Origin of the sequence: Methylobacter tundripaludum SV96, assembly GCF_000190755.2 — a bacterium.
GTDB lineage: Bacteria > Pseudomonadota > Gammaproteobacteria > Methylococcales > Methylomonadaceae > Methylobacter_A > Methylobacter_A tundripaludum.
On record NZ_JH109153.1, the window covers coordinates 561,278 to 579,385 of the forward strand.

The 18,108-nt window shown below is 47.8% G+C and carries 15 protein-coding genes; 7 read left to right on the forward strand and 8 right to left on the reverse strand.

The features are described 5' to 3' along the window. Nucleotides 1–95 precede the first annotated feature (95 nt). From argC to METTU_RS15610, 4 genes are all read right to left on the reverse strand, one after another. A complete protein-coding gene (gene argC, locus METTU_RS15595; RefSeq protein WP_006892746.1) occupies nucleotides 96–1,127 on the reverse strand; it encodes an N-acetyl-gamma-glutamyl-phosphate reductase in 1,032 nt (343 codons plus the stop codon). A 457-nt stretch (nucleotides 1,128–1,584) separates the two neighbouring features. Then, nucleotides 1,585–2,013, reverse strand: coding sequence for a very short patch repair endonuclease (locus tag METTU_RS22625; protein ID WP_006892748.1), 429 nt, complete (start codon nucleotides 2,011–2,013; stop codon nucleotides 1,585–1,587). 32 nt (nucleotides 2,014–2,045) lie between these two features. Continuing rightward, entirely contained in the window at nucleotides 2,046–3,839 is a 1,794-nt protein-coding gene (locus METTU_RS15605) for a response regulator receiver domain (RefSeq protein WP_006892749.1), read from the reverse strand. Beyond that, a complete protein-coding gene (locus METTU_RS15610; protein WP_254257998.1) occupies nucleotides 3,832–6,390 on the reverse strand; it encodes an ATP-binding protein in 2,559 nt (852 codons plus the stop codon). Before METTU_RS15610 ends, METTU_RS15605 begins: the two co-directional genes overlap by 8 nt. Nucleotides 6,391–6,580: 190 nt before the next feature. Between METTU_RS15610 and METTU_RS24580 the strand changes: the two genes are divergently transcribed. Further along, nucleotides 6,581–7,054 carry a helix-turn-helix domain-containing protein gene (locus METTU_RS24580; RefSeq protein ID WP_006893918.1) on the forward strand — a complete coding sequence of 158 codons (474 nt, stop codon included), beginning with the start codon at nucleotides 6,581–6,583 and terminating at the stop codon, nucleotides 7,052–7,054. After that, the gene (locus METTU_RS24585) at nucleotides 7,051–7,650 is read left to right on the forward strand and encodes an IS630 family transposase (protein WP_006893919.1); all 600 of its coding nucleotides are present in this window, start codon (nucleotides 7,051–7,053) and stop codon (nucleotides 7,648–7,650) included. The genes METTU_RS24580 and METTU_RS24585 overlap by 4 nt, the downstream gene beginning before the upstream one ends. Here METTU_RS24585 and METTU_RS22635 read toward each other — a convergent pair. Both METTU_RS22635 and METTU_RS15630 read right to left on the reverse strand, forming a co-directional pair. Continuing rightward, nucleotides 7,575–8,009, reverse strand: a complete 435-nt coding sequence (locus METTU_RS22635; RefSeq protein WP_081466939.1) for an ATP-binding protein — start codon at nucleotides 8,007–8,009, stop codon at nucleotides 7,575–7,577. The two genes, METTU_RS24585 and METTU_RS22635, sit on opposite strands and share 76 nt — an antisense overlap. Before the next feature lie 25 nt (nucleotides 8,010–8,034). Continuing rightward, nucleotides 8,035–9,114, reverse strand: coding sequence for a DNA cytosine methyltransferase (locus METTU_RS15630; RefSeq protein WP_006892751.1), 1,080 nt, complete (start codon nucleotides 9,112–9,114; stop codon nucleotides 8,035–8,037). 357 nt (nucleotides 9,115–9,471) lie between these two features. On the opposite strand from METTU_RS15630, the gene METTU_RS15635 reads away from it, so the two are divergent. Both METTU_RS15635 and METTU_RS15640 read left to right on the forward strand, forming a co-directional pair. Further along, the gene (locus METTU_RS15635; protein WP_006892752.1) at nucleotides 9,472–10,455 is read left to right on the forward strand and encodes an NAD(P)H-quinone oxidoreductase; all 984 of its coding nucleotides are present in this window, start codon (nucleotides 9,472–9,474) and stop codon (nucleotides 10,453–10,455) included. A gap of 4 nt (nucleotides 10,456–10,459) precedes the next feature. Further along, complete coding sequence (locus METTU_RS15640; RefSeq protein ID WP_006892753.1) at nucleotides 10,460–11,305, forward strand: sulfurtransferase; 846 nt, start codon at nucleotides 10,460–10,462, stop codon at nucleotides 11,303–11,305. Between the two features lie 219 nt (nucleotides 11,306–11,524). Here the strand turns inward: METTU_RS15640 and METTU_RS15645 are convergent, their stop codons facing one another. Further along, complete coding sequence (locus METTU_RS15645) at nucleotides 11,525–12,118, reverse strand: Uma2 family endonuclease (protein WP_006892754.1); 594 nt, start codon at nucleotides 12,116–12,118, stop codon at nucleotides 11,525–11,527. A gap of 76 nt (nucleotides 12,119–12,194) precedes the next feature. Continuing rightward, nucleotides 12,195–13,553, reverse strand: a complete 1,359-nt coding sequence (locus tag METTU_RS15650; RefSeq protein WP_006892755.1) for a sigma-54 interaction domain-containing protein — start codon at nucleotides 13,551–13,553, stop codon at nucleotides 12,195–12,197. Between the two features lie 193 nt (nucleotides 13,554–13,746). On the opposite strand from METTU_RS15650, the gene METTU_RS15655 reads away from it, so the two are divergent. The 3 genes from METTU_RS15655 (at nucleotide 13,747) to METTU_RS15665 (ending at nucleotide 18,013) form a co-directional block, all read left to right on the forward strand. Beyond that, a complete protein-coding gene (locus tag METTU_RS15655; protein ID WP_006892756.1) occupies nucleotides 13,747–14,844 on the forward strand; it encodes an MBL fold metallo-hydrolase in 1,098 nt (365 codons plus the stop codon). 91 nt (nucleotides 14,845–14,935) lie between these two features. Further along, complete coding sequence (locus tag METTU_RS15660) at nucleotides 14,936–16,189, forward strand: NAD(P)/FAD-dependent oxidoreductase (protein WP_006892758.1); 1,254 nt, start codon at nucleotides 14,936–14,938, stop codon at nucleotides 16,187–16,189. Nucleotides 16,190–16,279: 90 nt separating this feature from the next. Then, complete coding sequence (locus tag METTU_RS15665; RefSeq protein WP_006892759.1) at nucleotides 16,280–18,013, forward strand: SulP family inorganic anion transporter; 1,734 nt, start codon at nucleotides 16,280–16,282, stop codon at nucleotides 18,011–18,013. The last annotated feature ends 95 nt before the right edge of the window (nucleotides 18,014–18,108 follow it).

The following is an 18,108-nucleotide window of genomic DNA, read 5'->3' on the forward strand; positions in this document are numbered from 1 at the left end:
ATGTAACACTATAAAAATGAAGTTGGAAGAAATTATGACTATACCCAGCTTTTTAGTCAAGAATTATGAAGGTGTGTACAACTGATTATTTGCCCCTACGGATAAAGCGCAATTATCTTTAATCCCGAGTCTTCCTTTAGCCCGAACATCAGATTCATATTTTGCACCGCCTGCCCCGCCGCGCCCTTAACCAGGTTATCAATCACCGATAACACCACGATAGTTTGACCGCCCTGCGGCCGGTGAATCGAAATCTGGCAGTTATTGCTGCCCCGTACATTTCGGGTATCAGGATGCGAACCTTGCGGCAATACATCAACAAACGCTTCATTGGCATATCTTTTTTCGTACAAAGCCTGCACATCATCCAGGTTTCCATGCGCCTGACCATATAAAGTAGCGTGTATCCCTCGAATCATCGGCGTCAAATGCGGCACAAAGGTCAATCCGACCGATTTTCCAGCCACCAACTCAAGCCCTTGAGCAATCTCAGGCAAATGCCGATGGCCGCCAACCGCATAAGCTTTAAAACTCTCGCCGGTTTCACTCATTAACGTCGCCAACTCCGCCTTGCGCCCCGCCCCGCTGACACCGGATTTAACATCGGCAATTAAATGCTTAACATCAATCAGATCGTTTTCAAGTAACGGCAAAAATCCCAGCTGCACAGCGGTTGGATAGCAGCCCGGACAAGCGATTAAATTACTCTGTTTAATTGCCTCGCGATTTAGTTCCGGCAAACCGTAAACAGCTTCCGCGATTAAATCAGGACAGGCGTGCTCCATGCCATACCATTTGCTCCATTCCTTTGCGTCTTTTAACCTGAAATCGGCGGACAGATCGATAACTTTTACGCCACGCGCCAATAACTGCTCCGCCATCAGCATCGCCGTGCCGTTCGGCGTCGCAAAAAACACCACATCGCATTCGGCCAAGGTTTCGAGCTCAGGCAAGCTAAATACCGCATTGATAGCGCCGCGCAGACTGGGATAAAGCGCATCCACCCTAAGTCCGGCATCGGCACGCGACGTGACGACCGTCACCTCCACATCCGAATGCAACGCTAAAATCCGCAATAGCTCAACACCGGTATATCCGGTTCCGCCCACAATACCTGCACGAATCATCTGTTTTATCCTACCCACACATTGTTTATGAAAATAACTGAGGCATATAATAACCGCAACTTAGCTTATTGACGATGTTGTAACTATGCCGCCTCCTGAACAGATGATTGCCATTGAAATTGACAACGGCGTCTTAAAACCGGCAAAGCACATGACAGGTTATCGTTTTGTTCAATCCTGAGAACCTTTCGTGTCGCTAACTGCACAGGAGCATCCTCACCAACGGCGATAGGCGCTCCTTCCGACCATAACACAGCATATTGCCCAAGTCGCCGCTTGCGATCCAGCGTCTTCGTAACAGCTAAACGCAGACAGTCGAGCATGGCTTGTGTTTCCGGACTGGGGGTTGGGGGCGTTTGATCACTCATTGTTGAGCCTTTGTTGCAAAAGTTGAAAAAATTCGTGATGGAATACCAGCCCAGGCATTCTGTCGTTGTTCATGAAACAAAATGTCTGGTTAGCCAGCGCACAGAGATGTGATAGAACCAATACATTCTCGAATAATTCTATTAAGAAGTTCCTCTTTTTTTGTTTCGCATTCCCAAATAACACAAACACGCCATCCTTGTCGGCGGAGCTCTTTTTCTGCTCGCTCATCTCTTTCCATCGTTCCTTGGAATTTTGTTACCCAAAATTCGTGGTTGAATTCGGGTATCGTTGCGCGTTTACATCCCGGATGTTGATGCCAAAAACAGCCGTGGACAAAAATACAAAGATGATACCGAGGGAGAACAATGTCAGGCTTTCCGGGTAAATCTTTCCGATGCAATCGGAAGCGGTAGCCCATTTTATGCAACATTCGTCTGACTCGGATTTCAGGCGTAGTGTTTTTTCCTTTCACTGCCGCCATATTCAGTGAACGCTGCTCGGAACTAAGTTTGTCCATGTATTGAGTTGCTAACCCTATTTCTTTTTCGACTAGGATTGAAAGTCAAGCCCAACTCTTGAAAATGAAACTGCTAACCGTTGTAAAAGATTCAGCGCATATTCGTAGCGAAGATGAGCTACTACTTGTGCGGAAGGTTCAAGCACGATTAATTGTTCTTGTTGGTTGCCAATTCTGCGTAGACTGATAATTCTGGCATCATCAGTAAATATCCCCTGGTTAATCGCGAACATTTGCTCCCATCTAGGAGTTGAGGATGTTGAATCGTCTGGTAAAAAGTTAAATGCCTTTATCGCTGAATCTATTTTTAGAAAAAGATGGTTTCCGTTGTTTACCAACTTTAAGGCTTTTTTAAGATTATTTTCTTCATATAACCGTACAGCTTTAAACGGCATATTCGGTTTCAAGTTTTTCGACCAATCTTTTTTCTCTTGCCCAGGTACTAAGTCGCAGGCAGGAGAAAGACAAAGCCAATACTCGGTGTCTATTTTTAAAACATGTCCAGTCGTTAGATGATTTCCCTCAATGGTTTTAGTGCAGTGGTAACAGTTTGCTGCGGCTAGAATTTGAGTTCTGTCGCTATTAGAACCACCATCAGGACAATGGGTTTCGTATGCTTTTACAGAACCAAGGCCGCAAAGATAGTCAGTCACTTTAGATGCAAAGTGGGCAACTTCGGTTTGAACTGAATCTCCCAGACCTTCCCAATGCCTTTCAATAGTTTTATTAACATTTAGCTTTCTTTGCGAAGCGTCATCAATCAGCAACTCATCAAACCAAGCTATCTGTAAAAAGGAATTTTCCAATATCTCCTGTTCCGCCAAAGTACCCCGTGTATCAAGCGCAGCTCGCATTTTTGTCATCAGTAGACGATGAGGCTTGGGACACCAGTGATTTAACGCTTCAATCAATTTATCCGGCAATGAATCTGGATTATTTTGCTCTTTATGGATAACGGTTATAAATAAGCGACTGGTTCTTATCCAGTTTATGCCGTTTTCGGAAGAGCGGAAGGCGACATGCCCCAGATTGCTTGGAGACAATTTGCTGTCTAACTCTTTTTGTTGCTCATGAACTAACCAATGCAATAATAATGAAAGCTTCAGTTTGGATGGTTTATTTGGATTACTATTAAATAATAAAACAGCTTCTTGGAATTCAGGCATGTCTTTTATTTTTTCCCAATCAATGTCGATTTGGTGATTTACAATCAAGTAAGCACTCTCGTTAATTGTTATTTTTAATTTATCCGTAATTCCTTCCTCTTTTAATTCCCATTCCTCAATATAATCATTCACCTCATCTAAATTTTGAGATTTTAGTGTTAGAGCAGAATTATTTGATGAAAGACCTAATGCAATTTCCCCTATGACGCGATCAAGGTTACCAGCGTCGATCCCATAACCTTTTGTATAAATGATGACCATATTGAAATAATCGTTATCAGCCAGCTCTCTAAGGATAGCTATCGCTTTATCTCCGCTGCCGTCATTACCGTCAAGATGATAATCTAGAATCATCAGGTCGCTTTGATGTAGGTGAGACGCGATGCATTGATCGTCATTCGTCGAAATTGTTTTTCCGTCATGAACGTCTACCAGCCAACGTCGGTCTTTATGTCTACAGGCCTTCAGAATATTTCTAACCTTTTCGGCATTTTCCTCTGTTCCGCCCCTTCCTTTTTCCCCATACCATTTTTCAGCAATCAACCCATCTAACGACGGAAACTCATCATCTATTACAACCACCGTGCGAATTGGGTCTATATAAACTTCCTTGATCAGGTCGCGGTACTCAATCGGTGTTGCAGCGACAGAATTATTCATATTTAGCTCCTTTAAAATCGATCATGAAATTTGCCCCCGACAACTTTTTCAGATCGCCGTTTTTAATATAATCAATGGTATGTCCGCCTGCCGCTAAGTTGGCTCGACACAGATAAAGCCCAACACCACGCCCGCCGCGAAGTTTTCGGGTAAAAAACAAGGTAAACAGGTGTTTAAGATCATCATCTTCCACCCCAGGCCCGTTATCGGCGATAACGACCTTGCCGTTGACAATATCCAGCAATATCCTTTTCGAGTCCTCACCGGTCTGACATACCCAATAAGCGGCGTTGTTAACCAGATTGATGAATACGGGATAGATACGTGCTGGCTGTTCGTAGATGCTGAAATGCCTAAACGCTGGTGTTGCGTCCAAAATAATGTTTCGGTGCGTTAAGTTGTCGCCCATAAAACCCTGAATATATTCAACGAGCTTATTGCCGGTGAGCCAGACTTTCATTTTTTCGCCCGATAATTTCAGCGGCGATAAAAAGTGTAGCCTATCTGTCAATGCCTCATGCGCCGTTTTGACGGCTTCATAGGCCTGTGTAGCCTTGATTTGATCCGGCATTTCGCGCAATCCACGGGAAATCGTCATATCCAAGCCTTCTATCTCATGACCGATAAATTCGACGGTAATGCCGAGTTGCGCCAGCGAATTCAGATCCACAAGCTTTTTGTTCAATTCCCACGACTCTCCCAGAGTAAAACTAATCATCGTTTCGACATCGATGCTTTCTTGAAGATTTTTAAGAACTGAAATATACGGTTCAAACACCTCAGTATTTTTCCGATCCTGCCTGTCGCGTTCCCTATCGAGATCATCAAGGACCTGAGTCAGTGTGGTGCGTTGGTGTTCCAGATCATCCAAACGCGGCAGCATTTCAAGATGATAGCTTTTGTTTCGCTCATCGGTCAGCTGCGAAATACGTTGTAGTTCCGAATTTAGAATTTCTTTGGCTTCCTGACTCCATTTACGTAAGCGGTTGTGCAGAAAGGCAGCGTTCCGATTCAACTCTGAATACGCAGTTTCTGCGGGCGATTTGGGCTTTAAGATTTCCAGCTTTTTAATCAACGTGTCGTTCAACTGCTCAAGCAGTTCGGCGACTTCCCTACTGTCGCGGCGATAATCTTTGTATGCGTCTTCCAATATACCCAAAGTTTTGGGCGGCACTCCCAGAGACAATTCTCGAACATCATTCTTCAAATCTGATACTCGTTCTCTGAGTGCCAGAATTTGCGTTTCGTCGTCAGATAGCCCTATTCTTGCTTGCTCTGCAAATTCTTGAAGTTCAGTCAACGACTTGCGTAACTTGGGAGAGAGCTCTTGAAGATTCTTTCGAAACTCTTTGCGTTTACGAGCATTAACCTTCTTTTGTGCCTCTTCGGCTTTAGCTTTTTGCCTTAAATTGGCATTATCTTCCTGAATTGACGGTAACAATTGTTGACGCACTTCCGCGTTAGTACCGAAATATCTATAGGCGGATGCGATTAGAATATTCTCGACAATATCCCGGAAAATTTTCGATGCCTTATTATCTATAATACCTTCACGCCCCGCCTTATCTCTGAGATTTGGATTGTGTTCCCGTGTTAATGCCACTCGCCCGAAAGTTCGTCGATTTGACCAGAATTCGCGCCCTGCGTTAAAACTGCGTCTTTTCTCAATTTCAAAAAAATCGTTATCTTCCCTCCCGTAAGGCATTACTCTCAGGGCGTTTCTATACATCAAAAGTCCACCATACCGTTCTGATTTTTCTTTTAAACTAGCCCAAATTGCAGGAGGGAGTGTTGAATTAGTTTCTAATCCTTCATAAGATCCTAAGCGAATACGAAAAAATCCGATTTTACTGTCGGATCGGGTTGAAACATTTACTTTCGGCAGGATTTGAATTTCGCCATCCAGCCATTGACCAAATGCCTTGATGCGGCCTCTAAAAATACCGAAATCGTCAACGGTACCAACTATGATATGCTCAAGTTCTTCAAAGTCGCCCAGGTCGAACTCACGTTCATCGGAAATAATCGAGCGACTCAATAGACCTTTCCACGCTGTGACCGAAAAATGAAAGTCTTCTGCGGCGTAACCATCCGTGATTTCAGCCTGATCGACAAAGGGATCAGTAAAATTATGTAAAGTCTCATACAAGCGTTGTTGTGCCTGTTTTGCGGTGTTTCCTTCGTTCAATGCGACTTGACCATCCAATTGAGCTTCCAGATCGAAAGAAATATTCCCCATCAGCAGTGCCGTACCGTGTGTTTTTGTACCGTTCCAGATCGGCCATTGCTGCAAATGCCGGTTTTCAAAAACAGCAGCTATCAGCACTCGCTCAATTGCTTCCCGAGTCAGTGGTTTATTTTCGGATTGTTCTAATTGGTCAAAACTCAGCCAAGCGGCTTTAATGCGCTCCTTTCTTGCCAAGTCATAATCATCGTCTGGAAGCTGCTTATCTTCTGACTTTTCCGGGTGATCTGAAGTAACAGTAATTTGTTTTGCACTTACCGTACTGGGATCATTGTCTGGCAAATTACCCAGCAATTGTTTAAACATGTTTGGCAGGTGGCCTAACAATTCGTCTTTGTCGAAAAATTCAATTATTGGAATTTCGATGTCTTGCAGATAGAGAAATGGATTTTCAAATAGCCGCCAATCGATTAATGCGGCAACAAATGGCTGGTCTATTCTTTTTGAAATCAGCAGCAGTAAGTAGTAATGCGAAAGTTATTAGGAAGTAAATTTATTGTGTCAAACTGGAAACGATTGCAATAACAGACAAAAATTAGGAGTCCACCTGAAATTCATCGCCAAACTGACCCCGGAAGAGGAAGTAACGTTAACCGAAGCCTATCGTAACCACCCATTATTCCGGGTTAGACAACGGGCACATGCTATCTTATTGAATAATAGAAGGTATGTAATTGCACGGCTGAGCGAATTGTTTGAGTCCCAGCATGAGACTGTCAGCTCATGGTTAGACAAATGGGAAACAGAGGGATTAATAGGGCTTTACGATTGTCCACGAAGCGGTAGGCCTGTGCGCTTCACGGTTGAGGAACAAGCCGTTTTTCTGGGCTATATTGACAAAAACCCACACCAACCCAAGGCCGCCGCAGCACGATTGCTGGAGGAGACGGGCAAGGAAGCCAGCCTTGACACCTTTAAACGAATTTTAAAAAAAGTGCCTATGCCTGGAAACGTTGTCGGCAATCAGTGAAGGGAAAGCGTAATGAAGCAGATTTCCAACGTGATAAGGCATATCTGAAGGCCTTGAAACAGCAAGAAGATGATGGGGAATTGAAGCTTTACTACTTTGACGAATCCGGATTTAGCACGACACCCTGTGTACCCTATGGATGGCAACGGATTGGCGAGACCCGACAAATACCCTGCTATCGTAGCAAGCGCATGAATGTGTTAGGTTTTTTGAGTCGCAGCAATGATCTGTTTTTCCACAGCTCCGAACAATCGGTGACAACGGATACGGTTGTCAATGCCTTTGATGCGTTTGTCGAAACGTATGCAGGCAAGTACGAAGAAACTAAAGTGCCGTGCTGTGTGGTGTTGGATAATGCTTCCATTCATCGTAGCGGCGTATTCAAAGAAAAGCTGGCGGGCTGGCAACAACGTGGTGTGTGCTTACATTTTCTTCCGCCTTACAGCCCGGAGCTGAACCTGATCGAAATACTCTGGCGTAAAGTTAAGTACGAATGGTTGCCGCTTGATGCCTATCAAAGTTACGGACACTTGAAAAAGTGGGTGTTGGAAATCCTGAGTGACGTCGGTAAAAAATTCCAAATAACTTTTGCGTAACTACTTAACGATCCCAAGTTGGCTGAGGATAGTCGGCCTATGCCTTTTTGCCCCTGTTTTGGACGAAACGGCAGACCGTTACGATCTGAGTCCGGCGTTACTGTATTGGAGGCTTTGGACTCGGTACCGACCACCAGCCATTTTTCGATAAACTCTTCTCGGCTCATACCGTGACCATCGTCGACTATCGCTGCAATCGGCACTTCGCCGTCGAAAATATGAAGTGCTACTTCCCGCGCATAAGCGTCGTAGGCATTTTTCCACAATTCGGAAACAGCGGTCGGGCAATCGGCAATCTGCTCACGACCGAGATGGTCTATAGTTCTGGCTCGGGTTTTAAATGCTGCGGTTTCAATCATGCGATTCTGCTGTATCTTTGGGTTGCTATTTATCAAGCTTAAAGTTTAGGCCTTCCGCAATAGTGCGTAATAGAACTTCACCGAGTTTTACCGGTACGGCATTACCGATTTGTTCACCTGCGGCAATAAGCCCCCCCTTAAACACGAACCGATCTGGAAAGGTTTGAAAACGTGCGGCCTGTCGTAAGGTAATGCCGTGATGTTCGGTCGGATGTACAAATCTGCCTTTAGATGGATTAATGCAGGCCGTAGTCATCGTCGGGCCGGGCTGTGTCGGATCAATTCTACCGTAAACATCCTTATGTCCATTATGTTTTTCGTGACACGGCAAAACACGATTGGAGTCTCGACGACTACCGCCGTTTAAAGGCGTAGATTTGAATACTTCAATCAAATCGGAGGAATGATTCATGTGGATGTTATTTTCATCATCTTCAGGAACAGAATCTTTAAATACTTCAGTTGCCGGTATCCAAGGATGCAACGACGAATTTTTTTCTATTTCTTTTTCGATGCCGTGCGTAGCTGCCGGCGGCCATACTGAATTAAATTCAATATCGGATCTTATGCCCAGTATGAATACTCTTTTTCTTCTTTGCGGCAAACCATAATCTCTGGCATCAAGAGTCACCGGCTGCATTAACTGGTATCCGGCTTTTTTCCCTTCTGCATAAAATGCGTCTAAAAACTTCTTATGTCTGGACCACAATATGCCAGGTACATTTTCCATAAGAAAAACTTTTGGCTTTAAGACTGCAACATATTCAAAATAACGCAGAATAAGTTTGTTACGGGGGTCATCGATACCTGCGTCCTTAATTCTATGGACTGAAAATCCCTGACAAGGCGGGCCGCCTAAGACAATATCGCATACAGCTCCATCCATAAAATGAGCATGCTTAATTTCTTCAGGAGCCAGTTCAAGTATATTTTTTTGATATAGCTTTGTTGAATTGCCTTCGATGAGATTTTGTCGGTACGTTGTACAAGCGTGGTTGTTTATTTCGATGGCAGCGGACACTTTGAAGCCAACATTTTTTGCTGCCAACGAGAATCCTCCGGCTCCCGCAAATAAATCTATACAATTCGGACGATTTTCCTTCATAAAAACTATTACTTGTTACTTACAGGGCTCTTAGGTCTCTTGCGTTTTATCGTGTAGGGTACCTTATCGCGTACCATTTTCAAAACACCATCCCAATCTCAATAAAACTACGCAAGCCAAGTAAAGTGAGCGTTGCCTCCCTTTTCAAAGCCCAACCGTACTAGAAATCTTGATACCCGAAAAAATAACCCGGTCATTCTGGTATTCGTAAATGATGCGCGGAGCGGGCTCTCCCCATATTTTAAAAATCCGTTTAAACCCGTCTAATCAGACGCCATCAGTGTTCCATTATTTAAGTTATCAGATCAATAACTGCGGCATATAATAACCGCAACTCAGTTTATTGACGTTGTAACTATGCCGTTTCCCAAACAGATGATCGCCATTGAAATAGAAAACGGTGTTTTAAAACCGGCAAAACGTACCATACCCACGCCGCCAGCTAACCAGGTGTTAATTAAGGTCTCTGCCGCCGGTGTCAATCGACCCGATGTGATGCAGCGCCAAGGCCTGTATCCGCCCCCACCCGATGCACCCGACATTCCGGGACTTGAAGTTGCCGGAACCATTCAGGCATTGGGTGACAACATCCATCATTTAAATAAAGGTGATAAGGTCTGCGCACTGGTGACCGGCGGCGGTTACGCCGAATATTGCCTCGCTTCGGCGGCGTTATGCCTGCCTATACCGGAAGGCCTGTCTTTTACCCTGGCTGCCGCATTGCCGGAAACTTTCTTTACCGTCTGGAGCAACGTCTTTGACCGCGCCCAGTTGCAGCCCGGCGAAACGCTACTGGTACATGGCGGTACCAGCGGCATAGGCACGACGGCGATACAACTGGCCAAAGCCTTTAACGCCAAGGTCATAGTCACCGCTGGCTCGGAAGCTAAATGCGAGTTCTGCCTGCAACTGGGCGCTGATGCCGCGATCAACTATAAGGAACAGGATTTCGTTGACGAGATCAAGCGCCTTACAGACAACAGAGGCGTCGATGTTATTCTGGACATGATCGGCGGCGACTATTTCCCGCGCAATCTAAAATGCATGGCTGACGACGCCAGACTGGTGCAAATTGCCATTCAAAACGGCCCGAAAGCCGAAATAAACTTATTGCCCGTCATGCTCAAACGGCTGATCATCACCGGCTCCACCTTGAGGGCTAGGGACGATACCTTTAAAGCGGCAATCGCAGCCAAGTTACTTGAAAAGGTTTGGCCTTTATTAGCATCCGGCCAAATCAAACCGGTTATCCATTCAACTTTTGCACTCACCGATGCCGCCTTAGCCCATCAACTCATGGAAAGCAGCCGACACGTCGGCAAAATCATCTTAACGGTATAAAACTATGACTTACTCGACACTCGTTTCCACAGAAACACTCCATCAACAACTTAATCATCCCGACTGGATCATCATTGATTGCCGGTTCTCATTAGCGGATACCGAAGTCGGTGCCAAAGCCTATCGACACGGACATATCCCCAATGCCCACTACGCCCATTTGGACAAGGACTTGTCCTCGGCCATCACCGACTTTACCGGCCGCCACCCTTTGCCGAACTTCGCTTTATTGGCAAAAAAACTGGGCGACTGGGGCGTAACCAACACCAGCCAAGTCGTGGTTTATGACGATGCAGGCGGCGCTTTTGCAGACCGTCTCTGGTGGCTATTGCGCTGCATGGGCCATGACAAGGTTGCGGTATTAAATGGCGGCATCAAACAATGGCAAAAACAAGGCCTACCCGTCACCACAACCTTGCCCACCGTTAAGCCCGCCACATTCAGGCCGTCTCTGAACGATGTTGCATGGCTTAGCGCCTTGCAAGTGCAAAACAACATGGCAAAAAAATCCATTTGCCTGATCGACGCCAGAACGCCTGAACGCTATCGCGGCGAACAAGAACCTATCGACCCGGTTGCAGGCCATATTCCCGGCGCATTAAACCGAGCCTTCCAATTAAACCTGGACAGCAACGGTTTGTTTTTATCGGCGGAACAATTGCGCGAACAATTTAACCAACTTATCGGCGCCACCGCACCCGAACAAGTCGTTCATTATTGCGGCTCCGGCGTAACCGCCTGCCATAACTTGCTGGCGATGGAATATGCCGGATTAACCGGTTCCAAGCTTTATGCGGGATCGTGGAGTGAATGGATCAGGAATAAAAACAGGGCGGTTGCTAAAGACTAACTTCAAATTTAAAGAAGCGGCAATAGATTGACGTTGTCAACGTTAAGAGCCGGCAGCCCATCAAAAGCCATATCCTTTATTGAGTGTAGTCGTTGAGTTCCACTACATCTCAATAAAGCCCTGCCCAAAAAGCTTGCTTCTTTTCTTATCCCGAACGAGTTAACTTAATACATGAGAGCGTAGCCAAGGCGCACTGCGCCACGATCCACGATAAATACATCAATACGGCGATTCTACATCCCAGTTATCCAAAACTTTGTCGTAAACCTCGCGCAAGCTGAGGACGCAGTCTATGCTTTCCAGCGGCACGTCGGCCTCAAGTCCCACCGCCTCCGTTAATATCCAAACGTCGCCTTGCCGCAGATAGCGTTCGATACTTGGCTGGTCTTGGGCAACCAACAGGTATTCGCGCAATGTAGGGATTTTACGATAATGGGCGAACTTACCTCCTCGGTCATAAGCTTCAGTGGAAGGCGACAGCACCTCGATTAACAATGTAGGATTGAGCAAGGTATCGACATGTGAGTCTTCAAATTGCGGCGTACCGCAGGCAACAACGATATCCGGATAATGGTAGCTGCGCGCTTCCGCTGCCTTGACACGCATATCGTTGACATAGGCCTCGCAGGGACGTTTTTTGAGTTGTATGCTTAATTCTCCTGCAATATTAATGGTTACCAAATTATGTTCCCGGTTTGCGCCGGTCATCGCATAAATTTGACCGTCGTGGAATTCGCTTTTACAGGAAGCGCTACGCTCCAGCGTTAAATATTCTTCGGCGCTAAAATGACTAGGTGTAAGTACGGAAGACATGAATCACCTCGTTAAAAGGAAATAGCTTACTAAATATTAAGAACATCATAGCGTTTAACAGCGGCGTGAAGACTATTTAAACCCCATAACTCTTGCGTTTACGCCAGAACGTTGCCCTGCTCATACCCAGCGAACGGGCGGCCTGGGTCACCCTGCCATTGCTTTGCTCCAGTGCCTGACGGATTGCGGCGGATTCCTCGTCCGCCGACAGCGGCCTGTTTTGCATAGCTTGCGGCAGGGCGGTACGCGACTCCCTGAACTCAGGCGGTAATTCAGAGCAGCGCAAGGTCGTCCCCCTGCCTACCGCAAAAGCGTATTCCACCACATTATGCAGCTCCCGGATATTGCCCGGCCACGCATAATCCAGCAAAGCGCGCATGGCCTGCGGATCGATTTTTTCGATTTTCCGGAAATTGGCGGCATTATGCTGCTGAATAAAATGCCAGATCAGCAAACTTATATCTTCCCGGCGTTCCCGCAGCGGCGGAATAAAAATGGGCACGACCCTGAGCCGGTACATCAGGTCTTCACGGAACCGCCCGTTTTTTACTTCCTCGCGCAATGAACGATGAGTCGCGGCGACGATGCGTACATCGACATCAATGGAACGGTCGCCGCCGACCGGAATATAATTTCTTTCCTGGATGACCCGAAGCAGCTTGGCCTGCAATTCAAGCGGCAGTTCAGCCACTTCATCCAGAAACAAGGTTCCGCCGTGTGCGCGTTGAAACAGGCCGCTATGATCCTTGATCGCACCGGTAAACGCGCCGCGTACATGACCGAACAACTCGCTGTCCAGCAAGCTACTGGACAAGGCCGCGCAATTGATCGCCAAAAAAGGCGCGTTGCGTCGGACGCTCAGATCGTGAATGGCCTTGGCAACCAGTTCCTTACCGGAACCGCTCTCGCCTCTTACCAATACCGTAGCTTCCGTTTCTGCGGCATTTTGAATAATCTGGAACACCGCCTGCATGGCCGGTGAGCGGCTTAACAGACCTTGAAACCCCTGCTTCCCGGAATCAGGCATTGCTCTTGAGTCTTTCGGCGAAGTCGTGTTTTCCGATTGTTCCGAGGCGGGGAGCAACAATCCCAAGCCACCGGCAAAAACGCCCTCTTGGTCATGCAAAACGTGAGTCATCTTATTCAACTCAATTTCATGTCCATCAGCTTGAACTAATTTTATGAGTTGTTTTTGATGGTCGCCGCCCTCGGTAATCACGTATTCTTGCAAACAGGGCTTGCCTGTGACATCTTCGGCGTTCAATCCCGATAACTGTTCCGCGCCCCGGCTCCAGTGAATAACCTGTTGATCCCGGTCAACGATATAGGGAGCTGCAACATCGCAAAGATCGAGCAGCTTTAAAAACAACGGCTGCAATGGCTGCTGTGCCAGCCAGCCTGACAAGGGTTCGGAAAGCTGTTTCGTTTGTTTCACGGGCGTCTCACTGAATCAAATAGATGTTTCACTGAAACAATATATGAAACGGGCGAAAGGCGCAAGGCAAAGGGCTAAAGGTCCGTACTTTAACTATGCGCCCTTTGCCTTTAGCCCTTCGCCCTTCGTCTTAACCTTCTGGCACAGGCCTTGCTATAACCAGATATACCCCATACCCAACCGGAGACACATCATGCTATTCAAACAATTATTCGATCAGGAAACCTGGACTTACACTTACTTGATTGCCGATCCGGTCAGTAAGGACGCCATCCTGATTGATCCTGTCAACACCCATATCGATGAATATATTGAGCTGCTGGCAGCGCACGGCCTGCAACTGAAATATTCGCTGGAAACCCATGTTCATGCCGACCATATCACCGCCAGCGGCCTGCTGCGCCAACGCTTGGGCGCGCAAACTGCGGTGAGCGGGCTGTGCGGGGCCGAGTCGGCCGACATTCAAATTCAGGACGGCGATATTTTCAAATTTGCCGGCGACGAACAGATCAAGGTCATCGCCACACCGGGACATACGCGCGGCAGTATTTCTTTTTTATGGCGCGACCGCCTGTTCACCGGCGACTCTTTATTGATAGGCGGTTGCGGGCGCACCGATTTTCAGGGCGGCGATGCCGGGGCTCTTTATGACTGCATTACCCAACGCTTGTTTACTCTCCCTGATGAAACGCTGGTCTATCCGGGCCACGATTACCAACAGCGCTGGGTCAGCAGCATCATGCAGGAACGCACCACCAATCCGCGTCTGGCCGGCAAGACCCGCGAGCAATTTATCGAGATCATGAACAACCTGAATTTACCCAAACCCCGATTGATTGACGAAGCAGTTCCCGCCAACCGTTATTGCGGCCTGGATGAAAATGAGCGCCAGGATGCCGTAGCACTCAGGGACGCATCGCTGCCGGTCCGCGCCACGACAAGAACCGAAGACATGGTGGCGGAGGCCAAGCAACACATCGTTGAAATCGATGTCGCCAAATCGAAACAACTGCTTACGAAAGGCAATGTCGTGCTGGTCGATACCCGCGAAGAAAGCGAATACGCCGCCGGGCATGTTGACGGCGCGCTATTGGTGCCGCGCGGGATGCTGGAATTCAAAATCGGCAACATGCCTGAACTGGCCGACAAGTCGAAAGCGGTGCTCATCTACTGTCGTTTGGGCAATCGCTCGGCACTGGCGGCGCAGACCCTGCAGCAATTGGGTTACACTAATGTGCTGTCTATGGCCGGTGGATTTGAAGCGTGGAAAAAAAGCCAAGAGGCAGAATAATAAAAAATAGGTGGATGACAAAATGTGTGTTGTTTTACACTTTTTGTCGTGCATCGAAATCTTCCACTCACTACAGGCTTAAGAGGAATTTATGTCAAACCAACACCATACCCTGCTAATCATAGGAGGAGGCGCCGCCGGCGTTTCCGTTGCCAACAACATGCGTCGTCAAAACGCCGATATTGATATTGCCATCGTTGAACCGTCCGAAGTCCACTATTACCAGCCGGGCTTCACCATTATCGGCGGCGGCGCTTATACCTTAAAAGAAACGACACGCAATGAAGTCGATTTGATTCACCCGACCGTCACCTGGATCAAGGATTACGCGGAAACCTTTCATCCGGATGACAACAGCGTCAGCCTGCGTTCCGGCGATACCGTCAGTTACGACTATCTGGTGGTCTGCCCCGGCCTGCAACTGGATTGGGACAAAATTGAAGGCTTGAAAGAAACGCTGGGCAAAAACAATGTGTGCAGCAATTATTCCGCCGAAACCGTGGAATACACCTGGGAATGCATCCAGGCCATTAAGGAAGGCACAGCGCTGTTCACCCAACCGCCGATGCCGATCAAATGCGCAGGCGCGCCGCAAAAAATCATGTATCTGGCCGCGGATCGCTTCCGCAAAAGAGGCACGCTGGACAAATTCAACATTGAATTTTTAAATGCCGGCCCCGCCCTGTTCGGCGTACCGTTTTTCGCCAAAGCACTCAGTAAAGTGGTCGCCGACTACGGTATTAAAACCAGTTTTAACCACAACTTGGTTGCCATTGACGGCCCGGCCAAAATCGCCACTTTCGAAACCACCGACAGCGAAGGCAACAAGCAACGCATTACCAAAGCGTTCGACATGATTCATGTCACGCCGCCGCAAAGCGCGCCGGATTTCATTAAAAAAAGCCCTCTTGCCAATGCGGCAGGCTGGGTTGATGTCAATCCCAACACCCTGCAACATACTAAATACAGCAATATTTTCGGCCTGGGCGACGCAGGTTCAACGCCGAATGCCAAAACTGCCGCAGCGGTGCGCAAGCAGGTGCCGGTCGTGGTTGATAATATTCTTAGCCTGGAAAACAGCAAGGATGTCCAAGGCGGCTATGACGGTTACGGTTCCTGTCCATTAACCACCTCACTGAGTAAAGTGATGCTGGCTGAATTTGCCTATGACGGCAAGGTAACGCCTTCCTTCCCGCTGCTCGACCCAAGAAAAAGCCGTGCTATCTGGTGGTGGGGTAAAACTACCGGCTTTCCGTGGTTATATTGGCATTTGATGCTCAAAGGTTACCGCATCGATATTCCTCATCTGGAATGCTATGCCAAAAAGTTTATGAAAGAGGAATAAGTTTTAGTCGGCGAAAGGCGAATAAAACCGCTTTGCACTCCGCGCTTCTCCTTTCGCCCTTTGCCCTTTGCCTTTCACCTTTTTTCCCCCATGCCCCATTCACAATCCAACAACTCACGATTAACACAGTTATTTCCGATTGCAGGCTGGCTAAAATCCTACACTCGCCAGGAATTTAACAGCGATGTGTTCGCCGGTATCATTACCGCTATTTTGTTGGTTCCGCAGGGTATTGCCTATGCGATCCTGGCTGGTTTGCCGCCGCAACTAGGGCTTTATGCCAGCATCCTGCCGCCGGTGCTGTATGCGCTGCTCGGCACCAGTCGCACGCTGTCGGTCGGGCCGGTTTCGATTGCCGCCATCATGATCGCCAGCGCATTGACGGCCCCGGAAATCAGCGCGTTGGGCAACCCTGTCCAAAGCGCACTGATTCTGTCGGCGGAAAGCGGAATCATCATGCTGCTGATGGCGCTGCTACGCATGGGCGGGCTGGTGAATTTCATCAGCCACCCGGTGCTCACCGGCTTTACCAGCGGTGCCGCGCTATTGATTATCGGCAGCCAATTACCGCAGTTGCTCGGCTTAAAAACACCGTCATGCGGCGTTGATGTCATCTGCTACAGCCATTATTTTTCAGGCCTCGTGCCGGTCACCTTATTAATTGGCCTCGCCGCGATTGGCTTACTGGTATTTTTCGGCAAGCCGCTGGTTTTTATCCTTAAAAATACCGGCATGCAACCTTATCTCATCACGGCGATCAGCAAATGCGGGCCATTATTGACCATCATGCTGGCAACGCTGGCAGTCGGTTACTTCGATCTGACCGGTCAACAGAATGTGGCGGTTGTCGGCCAGGTTCCGTCCGGTTTCCCGGCTTTAAACATGGATTTCTCCCCTATTGAAAAATGGTACGCACTACTGCCCTACTCCGGCTTTATCGCGTTGATTGCCTATGTGGAAAGCGTAGCCATTGCCAAAGTCACCGCCAATTTCAGAAACGAAAAAATCATCCCCAATCAGGAGTTGATCGCGCTGGGCGTTGCTAATCTGGCTGCCGCCGTTTCCGGAGGAATGCCGGTAGCGGGAGGATTTAGCCGTACTATGGTGAATTTTGCTGCCGGTGCGCGCACTCAAATGGCTATGCTGATCGCCGCCGGACTTCTAGCGCTGGCGGTCATTTTCTTTAGCCCGTTATTTGAAAATATTCCCAAAGCGGCGCTGGCTGCGATCATTCTGGTCGCCATTATTCCTTTGGTGAAACTGAGCGACATTGCCCACACCTGGCGTTACGATCGCGGTGACGGTATCGCCGAAACCGCTACTTTATTGGGCGTTTTAGTCTACGGGATTGAAGAAGGCATCACTCTGGGCATTATCCTGACCCTGATCAGCCACTTGCGTAAAACCAGCCAGCCGCATATTGCCGTGGTCGGGCGCATACCCGGCACTGAACATTACCGCAATATCAAACGCCATAGCGTGGAAACCTGGCCTCACCTGCTATTACTGCGTGTCGATGAAAGCATCACTTTTGCCAATATCAATTATATCGAGGAGTTCATCAACGCCGAGTTAAGGCGGCAGCCGAATCTTAAGCATATCGTGCTTATTTTTACCTCAATCAGCGACATAGACACCACGGCGCTGGAGGTGCTGGAGAATCTGAACCATACTTTGCAAGCATCGAAAATGACCCTGCACATCTCGGAAGCGAAAGGCCCGGTACTCGATAAACTTGAAAAAACCGACTTTCTCAGGCAACTGAAACCCGGTAAGGCATTTTTCCATACCGAGGATGCGGTTAGAGAATTAGCTAAAGGCTAAAGGCTAAAATTGCACAAGGTCTTAATCTTCAATGCAAGCTTTTTTCGCCCTTCGCCCTTCGCCCTTCGCCCTTCGCCCTTTGCCCTTTATCTTCC

Excerpts from the sequence above, each read along its gene's own strand:
- METTU_RS15640 (WP_006892753.1), top strand. The coding sequence starts at position 10,460 with ATGACTTACTCGACACTCGTTTCCACAGAAACACTCCATCAACAACTT.
- METTU_RS15605 (WP_006892749.1), bottom strand. The coding sequence starts at position 3,839 with ATGAATAATTCTGTCGCTGCAACACCGATTGAGTACCGCGACCTGATC.
- argC (WP_006892746.1), bottom strand. The coding sequence starts at position 1,127 with ATGATTCGTGCAGGTATTGTGGGCGGAACCGGATATACCGGTGTTGAG.
- METTU_RS15645 (WP_006892754.1), bottom strand. The coding sequence starts at position 12,118 with ATGTCTTCCGTACTTACACCTAGTCATTTTAGCGCCGAAGAATATTTA.
- METTU_RS22625 (WP_006892748.1), bottom strand. The coding sequence starts at position 2,013 with ATGGACAAACTTAGTTCCGAGCAGCGTTCACTGAATATGGCGGCAGTG.
- METTU_RS15635 (WP_006892752.1), top strand. The coding sequence starts at position 9,472 with ATGCCGTTTCCCAAACAGATGATCGCCATTGAAATAGAAAACGGTGTT.
- METTU_RS22635 (WP_081466939.1), bottom strand. The coding sequence starts at position 8,009 with ATGATTGAAACCGCAGCATTTAAAACCCGAGCCAGAACTATAGACCAT.
- METTU_RS15610 (WP_254257998.1), bottom strand. The coding sequence starts at position 6,390 with ATGTTTAAACAATTGCTGGGTAATTTGCCAGACAATGATCCCAGTACG.
- METTU_RS15630 (WP_006892751.1), bottom strand. The coding sequence starts at position 9,114 with ATGAAGGAAAATCGTCCGAATTGTATAGATTTATTTGCGGGAGCCGGA.
- METTU_RS15665 (WP_006892759.1), top strand. The coding sequence starts at position 16,280 with ATGCCCCATTCACAATCCAACAACTCACGATTAACACAGTTATTTCCG.
- METTU_RS15655 (WP_006892756.1), top strand. The coding sequence starts at position 13,747 with ATGCTATTCAAACAATTATTCGATCAGGAAACCTGGACTTACACTTAC.
- METTU_RS15660 (WP_006892758.1), top strand. The coding sequence starts at position 14,936 with ATGTCAAACCAACACCATACCCTGCTAATCATAGGAGGAGGCGCCGCC.